Source organism: Anaerococcus sp. Marseille-P3915 (genome assembly GCF_900258475.1).
In the GTDB taxonomy this organism is placed as follows: Bacteria; Bacillota; Clostridia; order Tissierellales; family Peptoniphilaceae; genus Anaerococcus; species Anaerococcus kampingae.
This window is the reverse complement of record NZ_LT984888.1, coordinates 634,429-653,783: the sequence shown is the minus strand read 5'-3', so window position 1 is coordinate 653,783 and position 19,355 is coordinate 634,429. Positions and strand designations below refer to the sequence as shown.

Annotated in this window: 18 protein-coding genes and 1 tRNA gene; 7 read left to right on the top strand and 12 right to left on the bottom strand. The window is 36.1% G+C overall.

The features are described from left to right. Positions 1–50 precede the first annotated feature (50 nt). Complete coding sequence (locus C8269_RS10620) at positions 51–878, bottom strand: SH3 domain-containing protein (RefSeq protein WP_106461796.1); 828 nt, start codon at positions 876–878, stop codon at positions 51–53. Between the two features lie 428 nt (positions 879–1,306). On the opposite strand from C8269_RS10620, the gene C8269_RS10615 reads away from it, so the two are divergent. The 3 genes from C8269_RS10615 to C8269_RS10605 are packed head-to-tail and all read left to right on the top strand — an operon-like array spanning position 1,307 to position 4,664. Continuing rightward, entirely contained in the window at positions 1,307–2,344 is a 1,038-nt protein-coding gene (locus C8269_RS10615; protein ID WP_106461795.1) for a D-alanine--D-alanine ligase family protein, read from the top strand. Beyond that, positions 2,341–3,720, top strand: a complete 1,380-nt coding sequence (locus C8269_RS10610) for a UDP-N-acetylmuramoyl-tripeptide--D-alanyl-D-alanine ligase (protein ID WP_106461794.1) — start codon at positions 2,341–2,343, stop codon at positions 3,718–3,720. Before C8269_RS10615 ends, C8269_RS10610 begins: the two co-directional genes overlap by 4 nt. 11 nt (positions 3,721–3,731) lie before the next feature. After that, the gene (locus C8269_RS10605) at positions 3,732–4,664 is read left to right on the top strand and encodes a 1-phosphofructokinase family hexose kinase (RefSeq protein ID WP_106461827.1); all 933 of its coding nucleotides are present in this window, start codon (positions 3,732–3,734) and stop codon (positions 4,662–4,664) included. A gap of 136 nt (positions 4,665–4,800) precedes the next feature. Here the strand turns inward: C8269_RS10605 and C8269_RS10600 are convergent, their stop codons facing one another. The 11 genes from C8269_RS10600 to cls form a co-directional block, all read right to left on the bottom strand. Further along, positions 4,801–5,451, bottom strand: coding sequence for an ABC-2 transporter permease (locus C8269_RS10600; protein ID WP_106461793.1), 651 nt, complete (start codon positions 5,449–5,451; stop codon positions 4,801–4,803). Continuing rightward, a complete protein-coding gene (locus C8269_RS10595) occupies positions 5,451–6,287 on the bottom strand; it encodes an ABC transporter ATP-binding protein (RefSeq protein WP_106461792.1) in 837 nt (278 codons plus the stop codon). The genes C8269_RS10600 and C8269_RS10595 overlap by 1 nt, the downstream gene beginning before the upstream one ends. Further along, positions 6,280–6,663, bottom strand: a complete 384-nt coding sequence (locus C8269_RS10590) for a GntR family transcriptional regulator (RefSeq protein ID WP_106461791.1) — start codon at positions 6,661–6,663, stop codon at positions 6,280–6,282. The genes C8269_RS10595 and C8269_RS10590 overlap by 8 nt, the downstream gene beginning before the upstream one ends. A 137-nt stretch (positions 6,664–6,800) precedes the next feature. Further along, positions 6,801–10,361, bottom strand: a complete 3,561-nt coding sequence (pulA, locus tag C8269_RS10585) for a type I pullulanase (RefSeq protein WP_106461790.1) — start codon at positions 10,359–10,361, stop codon at positions 6,801–6,803. A 180-nt stretch (positions 10,362–10,541) separates the two neighbouring features. Then, a complete protein-coding gene (gene udp / locus C8269_RS10580; RefSeq protein WP_106461789.1) occupies positions 10,542–11,309 on the bottom strand; it encodes a uridine phosphorylase in 768 nt (255 codons plus the stop codon). Beyond that, on the bottom strand, positions 11,306–11,983 hold the full coding sequence (locus C8269_RS10575; protein ID WP_234025887.1) for an HAD family hydrolase: 678 nt from the start codon (positions 11,981–11,983) through the stop codon (positions 11,306–11,308). The genes udp and C8269_RS10575 overlap by 4 nt, the downstream gene beginning before the upstream one ends. Beyond that, the gene (locus C8269_RS10570) at positions 11,961–12,413 is read right to left on the bottom strand and encodes a deoxycytidylate deaminase (protein WP_106461788.1); all 453 of its coding nucleotides are present in this window, start codon (positions 12,411–12,413) and stop codon (positions 11,961–11,963) included. Before C8269_RS10570 ends, C8269_RS10575 begins: the two co-directional genes overlap by 23 nt. Positions 12,414–12,422: 9 nt before the next feature. Then, complete coding sequence (locus tag C8269_RS10565) at positions 12,423–13,655, bottom strand: hypothetical protein (protein WP_106461787.1); 1,233 nt, start codon at positions 13,653–13,655, stop codon at positions 12,423–12,425. Further along, on the bottom strand, positions 13,652–14,515 hold the full coding sequence (locus C8269_RS10560; protein ID WP_106461786.1) for an ATP-binding cassette domain-containing protein: 864 nt from the start codon (positions 14,513–14,515) through the stop codon (positions 13,652–13,654). Before C8269_RS10560 ends, C8269_RS10565 begins: the two co-directional genes overlap by 4 nt. Continuing rightward, on the bottom strand, positions 14,505–14,879 hold the full coding sequence (locus C8269_RS10555) for a GntR family transcriptional regulator (protein WP_106461784.1): 375 nt from the start codon (positions 14,877–14,879) through the stop codon (positions 14,505–14,507). Before C8269_RS10555 ends, C8269_RS10560 begins: the two co-directional genes overlap by 11 nt. A 102-nt stretch (positions 14,880–14,981) precedes the next feature. Beyond that, positions 14,982–16,580: a cardiolipin synthase gene (gene cls, locus C8269_RS10550; protein WP_106461782.1), complete on the bottom strand. Its 1,599-nt coding sequence runs from the start codon at positions 16,578–16,580 to the stop codon at positions 14,982–14,984. A gap of 94 nt (positions 16,581–16,674) precedes the next feature. On the opposite strand from cls, the gene C8269_RS10545 reads away from it, so the two are divergent. The 4 genes from C8269_RS10545 (at position 16,675) to C8269_RS10530 (ending at position 19,215) form a co-directional block, all read left to right on the top strand. After that, positions 16,675–17,433 carry a bifunctional hydroxymethylpyrimidine kinase/phosphomethylpyrimidine kinase gene (locus C8269_RS10545; RefSeq protein WP_106461780.1) on the top strand — a complete coding sequence of 253 codons (759 nt, stop codon included), beginning with the start codon at positions 16,675–16,677 and terminating at the stop codon, positions 17,431–17,433. A 10-nt stretch (positions 17,434–17,443) separates the two neighbouring features. Continuing rightward, positions 17,444–18,784: an MATE family efflux transporter gene (locus C8269_RS10540; RefSeq protein ID WP_410035887.1), complete on the top strand. Its 1,341-nt coding sequence runs from the start codon at positions 17,444–17,446 to the stop codon at positions 18,782–18,784. A gap of 10 nt (positions 18,785–18,794) precedes the next feature. Then, positions 18,795–19,061, top strand: a complete 267-nt coding sequence (locus C8269_RS10535) for a hypothetical protein (RefSeq protein ID WP_106461777.1) — start codon at positions 18,795–18,797, stop codon at positions 19,059–19,061. 78 nt (positions 19,062–19,139) lie between these two features. After that, positions 19,140–19,215 (top strand) — tRNA-Ala (locus tag C8269_RS10530). The last annotated feature ends 140 nt before the right edge of the window (positions 19,216–19,355 follow it).

Here is a 19,355-nt window from a genome sequence, read left to right as displayed (position 1 = left end):
TCCATCGTGGATAAATCCTGCTACATTTCATTCTTTACTTAATTTTTAGCTTAATACCAGCCATTTCTTTGCCAGAAAGCTTGGGCATTTTCCCATGAACCATATCTTTGGGCTACATAGTTATCTGCTGCAGCTTCTTGTTCAGCTGGGCTTGCTCCATAACGAACTAGTGATGGGTTTAGTTGGTATCTACCATAGTATCCACCTCTTGGGTTGTAAGCTGTGTATGAACCACCTGATTCTCTTTGAGCTATCCATTCCTTAGCCCAGTTTGATGAGCCTTGGTAAGATTCGTTTGAGTTTTGAGCTGGTGCTTGAGCTTGAGTATTTTGTGTAGGAGCTTGCTTTGTGCTTGCTTGAGCGTTATTATTAGCATTTGATGCTTGATTTGCGCTTGCATATGCTTGGTACCTATCTCTAAAGCTCTTTAGAAGGTTGTGATAAATATAGCCTTCCTTGCCATCTACCTTTACTTTTACAAAGCCATTTTCAGCTATGTCAATAGATTCAACCTTTGTACCTGCTTGGATAACTTCGATTACTTCAGAATCTAAGCTAGCTTGGCTTCTAAAATTTGTAGCACTTACAACTTCTGTTTCTTCTAGTAGGTGGAATAGGTCGCTTGATACGAAAGCTTTTTTGCCATCAAATTCAATTTCAAACCAACCATTTTCTTCGTTTTTAATTTCATAAACTTTTTGATCATCAATAAGACCGATGATATTATCACCTAGTTTTGCTTCGCTTCTAACATTTACACCATTTGCTGCATTCTTATTAAGTACAGCACTTGCTGCTTCTGCATTTCTTCCTGTTAGTCCAAATACAGACGGTATAACTAGGGCTGCCGCTAGGGCGTATTTAGTAAAAATTTTCATTTTATTCTCCTCTTTAGTCTTTCTATATAAAAGTAAATTATTTTCTTTTTTAACCTTGCTAGCATTTTGTAACAATAGTTACAATTTGATAACAAATCTTTTTTACAAGACCTAGTATAACTTTTAATTGTGTGAAAATTATGTAGATTTGTCTAAATATTACAAAATATTTACAAAAATTTCAAAACTTGTAATTTCAAGCGTTTTCCCCGGGTTTTTATCAAAACATTAGGCTTTTACCAAAATCTTTTTTGGGTATTTTCAGTAAATTATTGGCAAATTCCCACATATTTTCTTAATAATTAGTTTTTATTTTGTAACAATTTATAGGCAATATTCACTTAGTCATTTACTAATTCCTATTTGATTTGCCCATATTCTTAATAAGAGTAAAATTTACATAGATATATAAATGAAAGAGAGAAAGTATGAAAACTGTCTACATCCTATGCGGCGGCCCTTCTAGCGAGCATGATATTGCCCTTAGAAGTGCTCTTAATATTGCCAAAAATTTAAATAAAGAAAAATACAATATAAATCTTATATATATAGATAAGGAAGGAAGATTCTCACCAACTTTTTCTGATTACGAGGAGTCTGATGAATTTTCTTTAGTTAAGACAATTGATAAATCAAGACAAGAATCTATCGCAGAATTCCTTATAGAAGTAAGCAAAAATGACCTAGCATCTACAATTATCCTCCCTGTAGTCCATGGAACCTATGGCGAAGATGGTACAATCCAAGGATTTTTGGATGCCACTGGTCTAAATTACATCGGTAACGGTCTTTTATCTTCTGCTATTTGCATGGATAAGGTTACAAGCAATGATATATTTGAAAAAAACAGCCTTAAACAAGCCAAATATAAATATGCCTATAAAGAGGATTTCACAGATGAATTTATAGATGAATGTATAGAAGAAATCGGACTTCCTCTAATTGTTAAGCCATCTGCTAATGGATCTTCTGTTGGTGTTTCTAGAGTTGATAGCAAGGAAGATTTCAAAAAGGCTGGCCTTGAGGCTTTAAAATATGACCGCAAGGTCCTTGTTGAAGAATTAATAGTTGGCCAAGAAATTGAATTTGCTGTCCTAGGTGATGGTTCAAAAATTGATGTGTCACTCCCAGCTGCCTACATCACTGACCACGTATTTTTAGACTACGATGCTAAATACTTTTCAAAATCAACCAGAGAAGAACTCCCTTACCACATGGAAGAAGCTGAATATGACAGAGGTCGTGCCTTTGCCAAGGCCTGCTATAAGGCAGTAGGCTGCGAGGGCTTTGCCAGGGTTGATATCTTCTATACTAAAAATAAGGAATTTTTCATCAACGAAATCAACACCTTCCCAGGCTTCACCCCTTCTTCATTTTTCGGAAGAATGGCTGAAAACCTCTACCAAATATCTTTCAGCGAACTTTTAGATAAGCTTATCGAAGATGGTTTTAGGAGGGCTTTATGATTAAAAGAAGTCTTGGCCACATTGCAAAAATGATTGGTGGCGCTATTTCTGATGAGGATTTTTTAGATATTGAAATCTGTGGAGTTTCAACAGATTCTAGAACCATAGATCCAGGTGAGCTTTACATCCCCCTAGTTGGCGAAGTCTTTGATGGGAGAATCTTCATCAAAGAGTGCGAAGAAAAGGGAGCAGCCACCTTTATTGTGGATAAGGATTATAAGGTAAATAAAAATGTCACTATCCCTTATATAAGGGTAGAAGATACAAAAAAAGCCCTCCAAGATTTGGCCAAGGCCTACAGGGATGAGCTTAAGTGTAAGGTTGTTGCCATAACAGGCTCAAATGGTAAGACCACAACAAAAGACCTTCTTACAACTATACTTAGCGAGAAATTTAAGACCCAAAAGACCAAGGGCAATCTCAACAACGAAATAGGTGTCCCAAAGACAGTCCTTTCCCTAGATGATGATTGTGAAATCGCTGTGATAGAGCTAGGTACAGATAATTTTGGAGATATTTCTCTAACAAGTACTATAGTAAGACCAGACATTTCAATGATAACAAACATAGGTGATAGCCACCTTCATAACCTAAAGACTAAGTCTGGTATTCTAAAGGCCAAGCTTGAAATTCTCGAGGGAATGAATGATCAAGGGACCTTCATCTATAATATAGATGACCCAACCATGAAAGAAGAAATCCCTACTTATGATATTAAAGAAAAAGTCCTATCCTTTGGAACAGATCCTAAGGCAGATTTTAATATCAAATTTGAAGAGTCACCTTCATCAAAATTAAGATTTTCAAATGGGAAAGACCATTACGAAATCCCGCTTATAGGCAAGCACAATGTCTACAATGCAGCAGCAGTAGTCATGATAGCTCAATTCTTTGGCCTAGATAAGGAAACAATTAATAAGGGCCTAATGAAAGCAAAATCAAGCCAAAATAGGTCTGAACTCTTGGAACTGGATGGATTTGATGTCCTAGATGATTCCTATAAATCAAACCCACAAGCCCTCCTTGCAGGCCTTGAAACTGTATATGAATTATTTGGCTACAAGCAGAAAATTATCTGCCTATCAGATATGCTAGAGCTAGGCGAAGATGAAGCAAAACTCCACTATCAAGTAGGAGAAAAAATTGATCCGAAAAAAATTGACTTTTGCCTATTCTACGGCCCTCTCTCCTACCACATGTATGAGGGTGCCATTCAAAATTTCAAGCCTAATAAATGCTTCTATTTTGAACACAAGGATGGCTTAGTAGAGAAGTTAAAATCCCTAATAAGCCCATGTACTCTTGTTTTTGTAAAGGGCAGCCACGGCATGCACATGGAAGAAGTAATAGACCAGGTAAGAAACTTAAATATATGAAAGAGGAAAAAATGATTTATACAGTAACCCTAAACCCATCTATAGACCTCTATGTAGAGGTAGATAAGCTACACCCAGGCTACAACAACAACATAAAAACAGAAAGAACCCTACCGGGTGGTAAGGCAATAAACGTATCAAGAATCCTATCACAAATTAGAATACCAACCACAGCCACAGGCTTCACTGGCGGCTACCAAGGCCTATTTATCAAAGACTGGCTAAGCAAGGAAGACATCCTAGCAGACTTTGTAGATATAAAAGAAAATAACAGAATCAATATCAAAATTTTTGAAGACTTAGAAGAAACAGTAATAAACTTCCAAGGTCCAACCATCTCATCAGAAGAAGTCGAAGAGCTTCTTTATTACCTATCCAGAGTAAGAGAAGGCGATACCATAATCTTTGGTGGATCAGTTCCACCAATGGAAAATGGCGAAGATAGCGACATCTACGATAGGATGGTAGAAATAGCTAAGGCCAACGGTGCCTACTTTGTAGCAGACGTACCAAGCCAATACCTTCTAAACATGGTAAAAAGGGGACCTCTCCTTGTAAAACCAAACGGAGAAGACATAGAGGCGATCTTTAATGTCAAAATCGAAGATAAGATGGACTACATCCCTTATGGTAAGGAACTAATCAAAATGGGAGCAAAATATGTAATAATCTCATATGGTTCAGAAGGATCAATGTTCTTTACAAACGACGGAGTATACGCAGCAGCACCAGTAGAAGATGATAGCGAAATCATAAACACAGTAGCCTGTAGAGATGCCATGATAGGCGGCTTTATAGGAACCATAGTAAGGGATAATGACCCAATAGAATCCTACATGGTAGCAGTAGCAGCAGCATCTGCTACAGCCAGAGTCCTAGACCTCCCAACAAGAGATCAAATAATAGACATCCTCCCACTAGTGGATATTGAAATAATAGAATAAGTGCTAACAATCGCACTTTGCAATAACATAAGTAAAATAAAAAAATATAAGACTTATGAAATCTTAGTAGAAGAAAAAAATATGACCCCAGCAGGTCTTGGAGATTAGTCCAAGGCTTGCTAGGGTCTTTTATGATTTAAAAATCTCTTTGCTTGTAAAATTTGATGGAAAGTATAATTGAAATTATAAGAAAAAGGGCAACTAGGATAAAAAGTCCAACTATAATCATCCTTTGATTTTCTAATACAAAGTTAAGGATTGGGTTAAAATCTTTTATAAAATATCCTACAAGCATACCTAAGATTCCAATTATAAGTATTGGTAAAAATCCAAAAGTCTTTGCTTTAGTATAGCCAGATTTAAAAAACATCGGATACTGGAAAGAAATAATTATCCCAAATAAAACAAAGTTCATTCCTAAATACATCATCATATCTAGGTCTAATTGTATATTATTTATTAGAGAAACTATAGCATAGATTGAAAAGCCAAGTAGACTAGCCACTATAAAAATCAGACCAGCTAAGATATACCTACCAATAACTACCTCTTTGCTATCTATGGAAAAAATCTTATATAGGGCATCAACACCAGAATTTTCTCCTAGCAAAAATGGAGTAGCTGAAAACATTACAGCAAAAGTCAATGTCATTGATAACATTACTACAGGAGTTTTATTAATAAAGGAATAAAAAAGACTTATACCTAATAGTATGATTAAATTTTTCAAAGTATAATAGGGTTTCATTGAGATTATATCCAGTTTAATTTGCTTCTTTATATTCATTAAATCCTCCCATAATAAATCATTATTTGATCAATACTAGGCACTTCTGCCACTAAGGCCTCATCTTCTTTGTAATCTTCTCTTAGGATTAGGGCCTCAAAATTAACTTTAGTCTTCTTTTGTCCATAAATTTTAAGGTTTTTTATTTTTTCAAAATCATCAAGACCACCCTTTATAAGCAAAAATTTGTCATAGAGCTCATCCTTACTGCCTTCAAAGATGATTTTCCCTTGGTCTATAAAGATAATATAATCAGCAATCCTGTCAAGGTCTTGGGTGATGTGAGTAGAAAATAGGACTGTATGATCTTCATTTTCCATATAGTCCAAAATCATATCCACTAGTTCATCTCTCATAGCAGGGTCAAGCCCGCTTGTTGGCTCATCTAGGATTAGGATTTTAGCATTATGTGAAAGGGCGATGGCAAGCATGAGTTTTATCTTCATTCCCCTTGATAATTCACAAACTTTTTTCTCCTTTTCTAGGCCAAACTTATCAAGATATCCATAATAGACCTTTGCATCCCAATTCTTATAACCAACATCCATAGCTTGGTCAACTAAATCCAAGGTCCAGTCCTTGCCCAAAAATGAATCGTCCATGACAAGACCCACGTCTTGAAGATAAGACAAATCATTAATTTTTTTACCATCTAGGAAAATTTCCCCATCGTAATTTATAAGAGACAAAAGGGCTTTGATGGTGGTTGTCTTTCCCATCCCGTTTTTGCCTATAAAGCCAGTTACAAGGCCTTTTTTAATGGCAAAGTTATTTGGTCCGAGTTTAAATTTGTCATAATCTTTGGCAAGATTTTTTGCCAGAATTTTGTCAGTCATTAAAATCTCCTTCATATAAATACGCTAAAAGTTCAAATAAATCATTCTTTTCCATTTCAATATCTTTTGAAATCCTAATAGCAGAAAGTAAAGACTCCTCGAGTTTTTTCTGCTTTTCCTCAAGCCTTAAATTTGGGTCTTCCTTGCCTACAAAGGTCCCAAGTCCTTGGCGACTTTCTATAAATCCTTCATCTTCAAGCTCATCGTAGGCCTTTTTGACAGTTAAAATCGAAATAGAAAGCTCACGGGCAAGAGCCCTAACAGAAGGCAGTTTGTCTCCTGCTTTTACATTGTCCTTTAAAATCTCATCCCTAATGGCATTTTTAATCTGTTCATAAATAGGAACTGGCGACCCATTTTTAATAATAATTTTCAATTTCTTCCCCTCTCCTCTATAACAGTATATAACAGTTTATAACACTTGTCAATTCTATTTGATATATTAAAAAATTCTAAAAGAAAAAACCGCTATTTCTAGCGGTCTTTCTTTTTCGGCTTGAAAAATCAATATTTCTATTCGTAGCAATTTTCTAGCTCTGTTAAATATTTAAGAGCCTGATCTCTTAAACTTTCTGCAAGTACTAGTTGTTTTTCTAGCTTGCCTTTTACTGGTCTTACTGTTTTTGGAGCATTTTCCAATAAATATTTTGCAGATTTTGATATTACTAGATTCCTATGGTAGGCTTTCTTTAGCTCGTAATATTGTTTTCTAACTTTAACATTCATCTTGCAAGGCTTATCTTTTTTATTTAGTTTTTTGTTTAGATAAGCAAAATTGAAGTAATCATCATTTTTACTTGGTTTCTTATTATCTTCTGGTTTTTTGGTTTCTTCTGGATTTTTTGTATCCTCTAATTTCTCTAGCATTAAGGTTGACATTGGATCTACCGCTATTTTGCCATCTTTTACTTCTATAGTTTCAAGTCCCTTATGGTTTGCCTTATCAGCTTTGATTAGGACCTTGTATTTGCCATTTGGAAGATTGAATTCTTTTGCAGAATCTTCACTATTATGTCCGATATATAGGTCCTTGTCTCCTTGGCTTAGGCTGTAGGCTATTAGTCCGTCGCTTGCTATTATCTTCTTAACTCTAGCATCGACTTGGTCAAAGCTTGTTGAGTGGAATAGTGGTTCGTTTTTCCTAATTGCTATTACTTCTTTGATGTATTCGATGTTGTCTTTGTATTCTTCTGCTCTTTTCCAATCTAGTTCGTTGACTTCTGCAGGAGCATTGTAGGAATTTTCATTTCCTCCCTTTGTTCTTGCAAATTCTTGACCTGCGTGGATGAATGGTCTGCCCTGTGAGAGTAGAGGAATTACTGTTGCTAGTCTTTGTCTCTTTAGGGTTGTAGCATCATCTTCGTTTGGATGAAGTTCTTTTATCTTATCAAAGACTGTCTTATTGTCGTGAGCTTCTGTGTATTGGATGAGCTGTTGAGGATTGTCGTAATTTTTGCCATTAATTTGTCTAACTGTCTTTATTGATGAGAATAGCTTTTCTTCTACTCCTTTTTCACCATTTACAAAGCCAGTAGCATTTCCATTAAAGGCTGAGCCCTTGACTCCATCTCTTAGGTCGTCATTGAAAGTTCCTACATGTGGCATCTTATCTGAGTTTACTTGGGTTGCCCTTAAGTCTTTTGGAAGATTGCCCATATCCCATCCTTCTCCTAGGATTACTATGTCTGGGTTTATTTCCTTTAGTTCTTTTACAAGGGTATTCATTGTGTGAAAGTCAAGTATTCCCATTAGGTCAAATCTAAAGCCATCTAGCTTATAGGTCTTAGCCCAATATTTTACAGAATCGACTATGAATTTACTCATCATCTTTCTTTCAGATGCTGTTTCGTTTCCTACTCCTGTACCATTGTGTGGGTTGCCATTTTCATCAAACCTAAAATAGTAACCTGGCACTATCTTATTAAAGCTGTGTTCTCCTAGAGAAAATACGTGGTTGTATACTACATCCATGATGACGCCCATGTCCTTTTTATGGATGGCATCTACTGCTTTTTGGAGTTCTTCTATCCTAGCATATGGATTATTTGGATCTGTTGAATAGGCTCCTTCAGGTGTGTCGTAGTTTACTGGATCGTAGCCCCAGTTGTATTTATCCATTGGATTTTTCTCATTTACAGAATTCTTGCTATAGTCATAGATTGGTAGAAGTTGGATATGGCTTACTCCTAAATCTGCTATATAGTCTAGTCCTGTCTTAAATCCATTTGGTGTCTTTGTACCTGTTTCTGTTAGACCTAAGAATTGGCCCCTATGTTTTATTCCTGAGTATTCTTGGTTTGATAAATCTCTTACGTGAAGTTCATATATTATTGGGTTTTTGACATATTTATTTGCTGGTCTTTCAACCATTGACACTTGTGGGTTTACTACTACACCTTTTTCACCGTTGATGGTTGTTGATTTTGCATATGGGTCTACTACCCTATTTACAGAACCATCTTTGAAGTGGATATCATACATGTAGACTGTCTTATCTTGGTCACCTGCAAGTGTGTATGAATAAACTCCCCTATCTTCTTTTTCCATCTTGATTTTCGCTTCTCCGTCAGCTCCAAAGATTACTAGGTCTACACCACTTGCTGTTGGAGCCCAAAGCTTAAATGTTGTTGCTTCTTTTGAATATATGGCACCAAGCTCACCATCATATGCGTAAGCTTTGTCAAATTTCTTATCTGCTACTATATTGGCAAGGATTGCCTTTGCATTTAATTTAATATTTTTTGCAGTGTCTAGGTAGAAAATAAATTCGTAGTTCTTGTCTAGTTCTAGATCTTTTTTGAATTTAATATTTATCTTGTTGCTTATATTATTTGAATCTTTTGAGCTTATTGCTTCTATATCATCCTTGCTTAGGCCAGAATTTGTTATAAAATCATAACCATGATCAAGCATTTCCTTTATATTTACGGCTTTATTTAGACTTACATTTATTTCTCTATAACTATCTACATTTGCCTTTTCTACCCTAACATCTTCATCTACTAGGGTCTTGTCATAAAATACTCTTGGAGCATCTTGCAATACATAAACTTCTGCCTTACCAGCATCATCAAATCTCTTGATTTCTCTGACATCTCCATCCTGGTATAAGACTTTGCCTTCATTATCAAGTTTAACTAGGGTAAATAAGAGTTTGTTTATCTCTGATCCTTGGCTAGCAATATTTGCCGTGTAATATTTACCATCTTTAGCTAGCTTTTGGATTTTTGGATTAGCTTCATCTTTGTTATTCCAATATTTGATTGCCCAAATATCATCAGTTGACATATCATATCTTCTATAAGATACGCTTGCCTCTAGCTTATCATAAGATTTTGCTTCGCCATAAGGATTGTCATAATATATTGTTGGGTCCTTAGATTTAAGCCAAATTTCTGTTCCTTGACTTATATCTATATACCTATCGTCACCGATATCCTTATTCCAGTCCTTATCCTTTACTAAAAATCCTAGGGAGTTCTTGTCGGTTTTTATGTCAATTTCTGCATATTTGCCGTTTTCATCTTCGCCTGTAAATGGATAGTCCTTGCCTTCGCCATCTTTTGGCCATAGCCATAGGCTCCAGCCACCATCCTTCTTATCGAAATGGACTGTTACGCTTACTGTTCTTTTAGCTTGTTTTTTATCGTCTTTTTCTTCTTTTGGCTTTTCTTCTTTTTCATCTTCCACTTGGTGTTTGACGAAAACTTCACCATAAGAATCTGTGATAGGAAGAACCCTCTTTCCATCTTTATCGTCTGATGGTTCCCTTTTTGACCAATCGGATTTTCTTACGATATAATTTACTTCTTTTAGTGCCTTGTCGATGGTGATTTCAGCATAAGCGCCCTTATCATCCTTCTTATCAAAGGCATGGGCTGCTCCATCTACTCCATCAGCCCAGAGCCATACATCCCAACCACTAGGGTCTTCTCTATCGTAATAGATTTTGATAGTAGTGGAAGCCTGACTTTCGCTTGCTTGGGTATAAGTGTTTGAATAAGGTCCCAAGCCTAGTAATAATACCAAACTAATTATAAAAGTTTTCATAAACTTCCTAAGTTTATTTGTCATAATACCTCCTTTTTGAAAACGTTTATAAGAATATTATAAGACATAATTTTTGATTGTCAAAAAACAATTTAATATAATTTAATAAAGTCTATTGAAACTTGTATATCAAGTCTTTCTTTAATTTTAAAGTTAGAAAATATTTTTAACCATAGAAAAAACCGCTATTTCTAGCGGTTATCCTTACTTATCTTCTTTTATTAATTTTCTAAGAGCCTCTATTCCAAGCCTTATAGCTAGGTCTGTGTCGTGGACTACTGGATTGTCCAGACCCTTTTTTTCTCTTTCCTGGTTGGCTACTACCAAGAAGCAAGATCCTACTCTTACTTTTAGGAAGCTTCCTACTGTAAAGAGGGCTGCTGATTCCATTTCGCTTGCTAGGGTTCCTAGTCTTTTCCAGGCTTCCCACTTGTTGGTGAGATCGTAAGAGACTGGCATGAGGTCTGCTTCATGTTGGCCATAAAAAGAATCCTTGCACTGGACTACTCCCACATGGCTTGTTAGGCCCATTTTATTGGCGCTTTCCTTAAGGGCTGATGTTATTTCAAAATCTGCTACTGCTGGAAATTCTATTGGGGCATATTCCTTGCTGGTGCCTTCTGCCCTGATTGCTGCCTGTCCTATGACTAGGTCTCCACTTTTGACATCTAAGTCTATTCCACCGCATGTGCCTACTCTAATAAAGGTATGAGCTCCTATTTTGCTTAGCTCTTCTAGGGCTATGGCTGCTGATGGACCACCTATACCTGTGGATGTAACTGAGACCTTGACCCCATCTAGGTAGCCGGTGTAGGTTATATATTCACGATTGTCGCCTACTTTGACTGGATTATCGAAGTATTGGGCGATTTTTTCGCTTCTTTTAGGATCTCCTGGCAGGATTACATAGCTTCCTACATCGCCTTCCTTTAGTCCTATGTGATATTGTCTGCCATCTTCTGTATATTTCATATGACCTCCTTGATTAAGTCCGCAATCGATTCCACCCTATGCTTACAAACTTTATTTACATAAGGGTTTGTTACATAAGAAAGGGTGTAGGATTTGCTGGTAGCTTTTAAAAATACTATGTCATTGTAATCATCGCCTATGGCGTAGACTTCATCTTGGTATTTATAATAGTCCTTTATTATATCTATACCCTTCTGCTTATCAATTCCTCTATTTACTACATCCACTACCCCGATTGAATAATGAAAATCAAAGATTTTTTCCAAATGATTTTCTACTTGGTCTTCTGTATAAATAGCTAGGGCCATGATGTCCTTATCTACATCTTCTAAATCATAAAGCTTCCTATCTTCGGTAAAGATTGTTACCTCATAATTTTTTGCATATAGGTCGATAAATTTTTGGGCAGCTGGCTTTTTTATTACAGATTTAAAAATCTCTTTGTAGATGTCATTGAGCCTTACTAGGATATGGCCGCCGTTGTTGGCTATTATATAATCAGGAGCTATTTTTCCTTCAATAAGAGGGAAAAGATTGTGGTAGGACCTGCCTGTTACAAGGCCAAAAAGATTTCCAGCATTTTGGAAATCTCTTATGGCTTTTATATCGTTTTTACTTATGGACTCGTCTATTAAGATCGTCCCATCAAAGTCAGATGCTATTAGCTTCATCATCTTCTATCTTTATATATTCTATATTATTTTTCTCTAAAAGCTCTACCGCATAGTCATCCACACGATAGGCATTTCTGTAATAAATTTTCTTTATGCCTGCCTGGATGAGGGACTTGGTGCAATTTAGGCAAGGAAAATGGGTCACATAGCAAATACAATTATTTACAGCTATGCCTTCCTTAGCACAATACAAAAGGGCGTTCATCTCAGCGTGGATTGTGGCTATGCAGTGGCCATCTCTCATGGTGTGGCCTATTTCATCGCAGTGGCTATTTCCCTTAATTGACCCATTATAGCCTGTGGAAACTATCCTATTTTCACCATTTACTATAACACAACCCACATAGGCCCTATCACAAGTTCCTCGCATGGCTACAGTTTCTGCCAACCTCATAAAATATTCATTCCATGTTAATCTATCTTTTGCCATTATTCACTCCTAAAATTTAAGTCTTATCTTAAATAGGATATCAAATAACTTGTAAGATATCAAGAGGGAAAGGGCGTAGGCTATGATATTTATAAAAATATTTGTTACATCAGTGCTTAAGATGCCTGTTGTTATCATAAAAATTAATGATGTGAGGCTTAGGATGCCAGACCACTTGCAAATATTTGAAATCACCTTATTTTTGACCATGTAACCTGATCTTTCTGCAGATGACTTGCCTATTAGAAAATAGGAGGCTACCCCTATTATTAAGGCTACAACTAAACCTGCCCACACGGATGATGTCTTTTCAAAGTTAACATTAGTTAAGGATAGAAAGACTTGACTGGCTGGACTTAGAGTCTTTTTAAAGGCATAAAAGCTATCATTTGCCCTAGTTGCAAGGCCTTCACTAAATACTGCCATAAAGGAGAATACTATAAACTTAAACCATTCTATAAAGCCTATGGCAATTACTGAAAGTCCCACATGACCTAAGAAGTTGCCTGCTAATAGGCCTAGGGAAACGCCAACTAAGCTCGTAGATATAAGAGATAGGATTGATTTTAAAATGAAAGTCCCAAATCCTTCAAAGCTAGCAATTTCAGAAAAGACCGAGCTTTTAACAAGTCCGCAAACTATGGCAGAATTTATGGCAAATAGGCCAAGGCCAAAGACTAGGCAAATGCCTATCTTCATGATAAATTCCTTTTTCTTTGACCAAGGCATCATCCTTGTAAAGTCGTAATAGTTGAGGGATTCTTCTATTGATGTCAGTGCCATGGCTAGGATGAAAATAAAAGCTATAGTAAAACTCATAGTAATTGTTAGATTATCTACAGCCTGGAATTTATTATCCTTATATGCTTCTACGATATTTACAAAATCATCGTAGGCATAATACTTATCAAGGATTCCATTTTTGTCCATCTTTTCATATTCATCTTCACTTAACTTCCTATCCATGTCTCTAGAAAGCTTGTATTTTTCAGCAAATTCTTCAGCAAGTTTTTTGCTATCTTCTAGATATTTTTCATCGATTTTTCCATCGTCCCGATGTTCATTTTCCTTTCCCATGTATCTTTCAATTTGCATAAGGCTAGAATGGAGTCGTCTTTTATTCCAATCTATATTTTGTTTTACTCCAAGGACATTTGAAAGAGTTAGGAAAAATCCTAAGAGGATAAGCCAAATAGCATATCTTTTCCAGGATATTTTTAATAGTTTCTTAAAATCTCTCATATTTTCCCTCCTGCTTCCATGTAGAAGTAATCTTCTATATTTAGACCTAGAATGTCGTATTGGACAATCTGATCATCTGATAAATATTCGCTTAAGAGCTTATCATCAGCCTTGATCAAAATTACCTTGACCCTGCCAAGGGATGAGATTATCACGGCATTGTCTGCCAAGGTCTGTGGGAGTTTGTCCTTAACTACTACTTGAACCTTTCTGATATTTTTAGTGTCTTGGCTTGTGTTTTTGAGCTTACCATCCTTTGATAGGTAGAGGATTTCTTCACATATTCCAGCTAAATAATCTAGCTCGTGGCTTGAGGCAAGAACTGTCCTGCCAGCTTCCTTGGCATCTAAGAGGTAGGAGAGGATTAGCTTTTTATTTAGGACATCCATCCCATCAAGGACCTCATCGACAAGGATTATATCAGCCCCACTTGCCAAAATTGTGATTAGGCCTAGGAGATTTTTCTGACCCTTGGAGAAATTTCTAATATTTTGATTTGGATCAATTTCATTTTTATTAAGCTGGCAAAAGAAATAGTCGCTATCAAATTTTTCATAAATTATCTTATAAAAATCTGGCACATCCTTTGCCTTATAAAAAGAAAAGTAGTCAAACCTATCTGGCAAAAATCCTATGTGATAAATTAGTTTTGGATCATCTGCAAGTTCTTTCCCATCTAGGCTGAATTTCCCAGAGTCTGCCCTATAAATCCCGCAGAGGATTTTAAGAAGGGTGGTCTTGCCTGACCCATTTCTGCCTACTATGCCTGTGATAGTACCTGGCTTTAGGTCAAAGCTTACATCTTCTAAGACCTTGTTTTTGCCAAAGGTCTTTGTGATATTAGAAACCTTAAACATCATCTATCTCACCTCTAACTTTCTCATAAAGGGATATAATCTCTTCCTTAGTCACCTGCAAAAAAATCGCCTGGGATATATCTTCTTCTAGTTTTCTAAAAAAGTCTTCCTTTTCTAGATTAATCTTCTTATCATCTAACTTGATAATTGTGCCTATGCCCGGCTTACTTTCAATAATCCCCTGACTAGCTAGCTCCTTAAATGCCTTGGAAACTGTGGTCTGATTGATCAAAAGCTCTTTTGATAAGTCTCTTACTGACGGGAACTTATCGCCATTTCTAAAGATGCCACTTGCAATGGCTATCTTTGTTTGATCAACTATTTGCATATAAAGAGGACTGTCAGAGCTTGTATCTAGCTTAAACATCTTAACTCCTTATTGTTTGGTTATCCACCATACATCATATAATAATTATATAAGCTTTCTTAATTTTTGTCAAGAAGAAAAGCCCTAAGACTAGCTTAGGACTTACATCAAAGGAGCAAATGGCTTTAGGAGTGCACCTGCTAACCTTGTTCTTAATTTTATATTTTCAATATCTTCTTCTGTGACAAGTTGACTAACTTCAAAAAATTCATCAAAATCTTCTTTTATTGTCTCAAGGGACTTAGATTTATAAATCAGGACTCCGCACTCAAAGTTTTGGAAAAGAGCCCTGTAGTCAAGGTTGATTGTCCCAACCATGCCAATTTTTCCATCGGCAAGCCAAGTTTTGGAGTGGACAAAACCTGGGGTGTATTCATAAATTTTTACCCCGCACTTTATAAGTTCCGCATAATGAGTCTTAGCTAGGCTAAAGGCAATCTTTTTATCAGGTATGTGAGGTATGCAAATTCTCACATCTACACCCTTTTTTGCTGCTGCTTGAAGGCCTGATACTACTTCATTATCTACGATAAAATAAGGTGTCATGGCATAAATATAATCTCTGGCATTATTAACCATATCTAGGAAAATATTTTGGCTAAGCCTCTCATCATCGGTAGGATTGTCAGAAAAGGCCACATAATATCCATCGTGGCTTTCGATTGGCTTAGCCACTAGGTATTGATTATAATCTTCAACTACTCTTTCAGGATTTGCTGCATTCCACATGGTCAAAAACAAATTGGTAAGGGCATCTACTCCCTGGCCTTCAAGTCTAAGACCGCAGTCCTTCCAATGGCCGAACCTTTCATACTTGTTTATATATTCATCAGCAAGGTTGATTCCTCCAGTATAGGCCCACTTTCCATCAACAACCATAACTTTCCTGTGGTCCCTGTTATTTAGGTAGGTTGAGACAATTGGATACATCTTGGAAAAGACCCTGAATTTGATACCAAAGTCTTCCATCTCGCTTTCAAAATCACTGTGCAGCCTGGTAATAAGATTTGACCCATCTATAAGAAGTCTTACCTCAACCCCTTGATTGACCTTTTTGACCAGTTCTTCAAGGATAGTTCCCCACATATAGCCATAATCTAGGATGAAAAACTCCATAAAGATAAATTTCTCGGCCTTCCTTATATCCTTGATCATATCCTTAAACATGTCATCGCCAAGCTTATAATAAAAAGACCTGGTTTGATTGTAAACTGGAAAACCTCCTGTATTTTTAAGATAGGATGTAAGGTTAATAAACCTCTTATCTTCAGTATTTTCGATGGCTTCCTTGGTCATGGCCTTGTGGTGATTTTTGCTTGCATCTGCCTCAATTTCTAAGACCCTCCTATGTATTTTTCTATAGCCAATCCTAAAGTGAGCCATCAAAAAAGCAACCAAGGCAAAAGTAGGGGCCACAAAGATAAAAAGCGACCAGGATAGCTTCATGTAAGGATTCATATCATCTAGATTTAGGATAAGGATCATCATCACAAAGCTAATTACAGAAGAACCTCCCAATAACCAGTATTCATCAATAGCAAAGTGCCTATAAAGTCCATAAATTATAAAAATCTGACTGATAATCAAGAAGGCAAAAAGACCAGTTCTTGAGAATATAAGGCTGCCTATCCCCTTTTTAGTCTTCCTGACATATTTATTCTCTTTTACTTTTTTAAGCAATAATTTTTTCTTCTCGTTCATATGGTCATTATACCCTAATCCAATTATTTTTCTCTTATATTTGACAATATTGTTAAAGTTCATAAGATATATATAAAGATAATAAGGAGTTTAAATGAAGAATGTTTTAATTTTAAATGACTTCGTATCCAAAGGTAAGATTGCTGCAAGACTAATGGCATCAGTCCTAGCCTATATGGATGTGGAAGTTTTTTTGTTACCAACAGCAATGATTGCAAATAACTTTTCTCTAAGCGGAAATGCATTTTTAAATACGAATAGCTACATCAAAGATTGCCTAGATAATTGGACAAGGCTTGGCTTTAAGTTTGATACAATTTTTATAGGCTACATAGATGATAAGGACCAAAGAGACCTAATAAGAGATTTTCTAGAAAATCTAGACTATGAAACAACAATCATCCTAGACCCAATAATGGGAGATGATGGTAGTCTCTATCCAGGTCTTGATGATGGAAAAATTGAAAATTACAAGTCCCTTCTAGACCTGGCTGACATTGTAATTCCAAATGAAACAGAAGCAAAGTTTTTAGACCTTGATATAGATTCTTTTAAAGATAATAAGAAAGAATTGATTATAACTTCTAGTAAGGATGAAGATAAGGATTGTGTCAAAGTCTATGGCAAAAATGAATTCACAATCTATTTTGACAAGCAAGACCTCAAGGTCGGTGGGTCTGGAGATTTGTTCGATGGACTTTTCATAGGCTATAAATTGAAAAATTATGACTCAGAAGCTGCAATTGATAAGACTTGCCAGGATATAATCAAAATTTTAAGGGCCAATGATAAAGATAAACCTGGTGCAAGCGAGGTAAATATTGAAAAATACCTCACACTTATAAAGGGATAGGAAAATGCAAATAGCAGATAAAGCCTATTTCAAAAAATCTCTTGAAATAGCCTGGCCAGCTGTTCTTGAGTTTTTATTTATTTCCATAGCAGGTATGATAGATACCTTCATGGTATCAAGCATGGGACCATCAGCCATATCAGCGATAGGACTTGTTACCCAGCCAAAATTTATAGCCCTATCAGTTTTCTTCTCCATAAATGCATCTGTATCAGCACTTGTAGCCCGTAGGCAAGGAGAAGGCAAGAGATTTAAGGCAAATGAAACCCTTACAACAGCACTCTATATAATGATATTTTTTGTAATAGTAGTAGACCTAATCATGATTCCTCTGGCAGATCCAATCCTTAAATTTGCTGGATCAAATACAGATACCCACGACCTAGCCTACCAGTATTACATCATAACCATGGTAGGAATGTTCTTTAACTGCCTATCAATGCTAATAAATGCTGCCCACAGGGGATGTGGCAATACAAGGATAGCCTTCTTTTCAAACCTTGTATCATCCTTTGTAAATATTGGATTTAACTTCCTACTCATAAATGGTAAATTTGGATTTCCAAAAATGGGAGTAGCCGGTGCAGCCCTTGCCACAGTTTTGGGAACAGTCGTAGCATCCATAATGTGTATAATAAGTCTATTTTCAAAGACTTCTTATATGAACTTTAGCCAAATAATAAAAAGTAAATTTAAATTTTCATTAGAAATTGCAAAAGAAATCAAAAACCTAGCAGTAAATATCTTCATAGAAAATGTATCAGCCAGGGTAGGATTCTTAGTAACAGCAATAACAGCTGCAAAACTTGGAACAGATGCCTTTGCAGCCCATAATGTCGGAATGAATTTCCTATCCATATCATTTTCCCTAGGAGATGGTATGCAAGTAGCAGCCATAGCCCTAACAGGAAATGCTCTCGGTGCTGGTCTAAAAGAAGAAGCTAAAAAATACGGCAAAACCTGCCAGCAAATAGGATTTTTAGCATCACTTATAATATCTGCAATATTGATATTTTTCGGAAGAAACATATTTTCTATATTTTTTAATAAAGAACATTTACTTGACATGGGCGTTGAAATTTCAAGGTTCTTGATATTTATCAACCTCATACAAATATCACAAATCATCTATGGGGGTTGCTTAAGAGCCGCAGGTGATGTAAAATATACCTTAGGAGTTGCACTAGTATCTGTTACATTGATCAGATCAATAGTAACTCTTATCTGTGTTAACATACTAAACTTAGGACTAGCTGGTATCTGGATTGGTATCCTATCTGACCAAGCATCAAGGTTTGTAAGTTTAAGATACAGATTCAACAAAGGAGAATGGGTACACAAAAAAATTTAGGAGGGTACAAATGAAAAAATTACTATCACTACTAGCTCTATCTTTAGTACTAACAGCATGTGGAAACTCAGCAGACAAGAAAGCTGAAGAACCAACAGAAACAACTACTAAAACAGAAGCTCCAGCAGAAGAAAAAGCTGAAGACAAAGTAGAAGAAGCAAAAGATGCTCAAGAAGATGCTGACAAAGCTGAAGATGAAGCAAAAGATGCAGCTAAAGATGCAGCTGAACAAAAAGTAGAAAAAGAAACAGAATCAAAAGACAAAGGAAATAACTAATAGTAATTTCACTAAGTCAAAAAGCCATCCATTTGGGTGGCTTTTAAATTTCTTCTGTGGTATAATAAATCTATATTTGGGGAATTAGCTCAGCTGGGAGAGCGCTTGGCTGGCAGCCAAGAGGTCAGGGGTTCAAGTCCCCTATTTTCCACCAAGTATCAAACATCCGAGGCATTGGTCTCGGATGTTTTTTATTGTAAGATATTTTTATGATATAATATAATTATCCCCGATAGAAAGGGGGTGATTGCCCATGGGGAGCAAAATATTAGAGCTACTTCTTATAGTATGCTC

Bases quoted from the DNA above. Each gene is read 5' to 3' on its own strand.
- C8269_RS10620 (WP_106461796.1), bottom strand. From the start codon at position 878: ATGAAAATTTTTACTAAATACGCCCTAGCGGCAGCCCTAGTTATACCG.
- C8269_RS10615 (WP_106461795.1), top strand. From the start codon at position 1,307: ATGAAAACTGTCTACATCCTATGCGGCGGCCCTTCTAGCGAGCATGAT.
- C8269_RS10610 (WP_106461794.1), top strand. From the start codon at position 2,341: ATGATTAAAAGAAGTCTTGGCCACATTGCAAAAATGATTGGTGGCGCT.
- C8269_RS10605 (WP_106461827.1), top strand. From the start codon at position 3,732: ATGATTTATACAGTAACCCTAAACCCATCTATAGACCTCTATGTAGAG.
- C8269_RS10600 (WP_106461793.1), bottom strand. From the start codon at position 5,451: ATGAATATAAAGAAGCAAATTAAACTGGATATAATCTCAATGAAACCC.
- C8269_RS10595 (WP_106461792.1), bottom strand. From the start codon at position 6,287: ATGACTGACAAAATTCTGGCAAAAAATCTTGCCAAAGATTATGACAAA.
- pulA (WP_106461790.1), bottom strand. From the start codon at position 10,361: ATGACAAATAAACTTAGGAAGTTTATGAAAACTTTTATAATTAGTTTG.
- udp (WP_106461789.1), bottom strand. From the start codon at position 11,309: ATGAAATATACAGAAGATGGCAGACAATATCACATAGGACTAAAGGAA.
- C8269_RS10575 (WP_234025887.1), bottom strand. From the start codon at position 11,983: ATGATGAAGCTAATAGCATCTGACTTTGATGGGACGATCTTAATAGAC.
- C8269_RS10570 (WP_106461788.1), bottom strand. From the start codon at position 12,413: ATGGCAAAAGATAGATTAACATGGAATGAATATTTTATGAGGTTGGCA.
- C8269_RS10565 (WP_106461787.1), bottom strand. From the start codon at position 13,655: ATGAGAGATTTTAAGAAACTATTAAAAATATCCTGGAAAAGATATGCT.
- C8269_RS10560 (WP_106461786.1), bottom strand. From the start codon at position 14,515: ATGATGTTTAAGGTTTCTAATATCACAAAGACCTTTGGCAAAAACAAG.
- C8269_RS10555 (WP_106461784.1), bottom strand. From the start codon at position 14,879: ATGTTTAAGCTAGATACAAGCTCTGACAGTCCTCTTTATATGCAAATA.
- cls (WP_106461782.1), bottom strand. From the start codon at position 16,580: ATGAACGAGAAGAAAAAATTATTGCTTAAAAAAGTAAAAGAGAATAAA.
- C8269_RS10545 (WP_106461780.1), top strand. From the start codon at position 16,675: ATGAAGAATGTTTTAATTTTAAATGACTTCGTATCCAAAGGTAAGATT.
- C8269_RS10535 (WP_106461777.1), top strand. From the start codon at position 18,795: ATGAAAAAATTACTATCACTACTAGCTCTATCTTTAGTACTAACAGCA.